This is a genomic window from Pseudomonas sp. RW10S2 (assembly GCF_014268985.1).
Lineage (GTDB): Bacteria > Pseudomonadota > Gammaproteobacteria > Pseudomonadales > Pseudomonadaceae > Aquipseudomonas > Aquipseudomonas wayambapalatensis.
This window is the reverse complement of record NZ_JABWRO010000239.1, coordinates 1-854: the sequence shown is the minus strand read 5'-3', so window position 1 is coordinate 854 and position 854 is coordinate 1. Positions and strand designations below refer to the sequence as shown.

Annotated in this window: 2 protein-coding genes; both read right to left on the bottom strand. The window is 60.4% G+C overall.

The window, feature by feature from the left end; genetic code table 11:
- A partial coding sequence (locus HU729_RS25540; RefSeq protein ID WP_186711923.1) for a DUF2388 domain-containing protein occupies nt 1-196 on the bottom strand: 196 nt, incomplete at its 3' end.
- 85 nt (nt 197-281) lie between these two features.
- A complete protein-coding gene (locus HU729_RS25535; protein WP_186670047.1) occupies nt 282-599 on the bottom strand; it encodes a DUF2388 domain-containing protein in 318 nt (105 codons plus the stop codon).
- Nucleotides 600-854: the final 255 nt, after the last annotated feature.

The following is an 854-nucleotide window of genomic DNA, read 5'->3' as shown; positions in this document are numbered from 1 at the left end:
CGCGACCCCGACCGCCAGTGGCGACGAATACGGCCGCATCATCATGGGCCATGCCGATGATCTTGCGGTCGAACGGCGCAGTGGTCACCTGGCTGGTGACATAGCCGGTCATGACCGGAAACTGGGTCGTGACATCCATGGCATGGGCGCTTCCCACACTGGCAATGGCGAGCAGCAAGGGCACAAGGTAACGCATGGGCTTGGACAACGCTCTGTAGACAGGATGAATGCTGTCCCGCAGGCAGCGGGGGCGCCGTAGCCTGCGGGTACGATGGCTGGCGTCAGAGGGCCAGGATGGCCTGTGCCAGTTGCGCGTCGCTGGCTTGCAGCGCAGGCATCTGCTGGCGGATATGGATGAAGGCGCTTTCCAGCTTCGCGCCGCGAATATCCCCTTGGCTGCCGACGAAGCTGGCAGCATCGTCACGGGCGGCCTGGACGATCTTGTCGTCGCGGAACGAAGAGGAAATGTCGGAGGTGGCGTCGGTGGACGCGGCCACTGCGCCAACCACGGCATCGGTGGTGACGACGAAGCTGGTGGCGTGGGCGGTGCCCGCCAAGGTCAGCAGCATTGCAGCGCCAAACAAGTATTTACGGGACATGGTAGGGCTCCTGCGGGGGTAGTTCTGGTTATTCGGACGCTCGCACTGCTCGTCACGGCACTTGAAATGACAGGCAGCGCGTTTGACCAAGCTAACAGGCCGCTGTCGCAAGCGTACCACGCAGCTCTGTTTCCAGATGTGAAGGACGAGCTCGGAACAAACTGTTATGGTTGTTTTCTGTTTTTTTAAAATTGTACTGCTTGTGAGTTGAGCAGCTCAACTGCGCGCCTTTGAAACAAAAAACCCCCCCCCCCT

Excerpts from the sequence above, each read along its gene's own strand:
- HU729_RS25535 (WP_186670047.1), bottom strand. The coding sequence starts at position 599 with ATGTCCCGTAAATACTTGTTTGGCGCTGCAATGCTGCTGACCTTGGCG.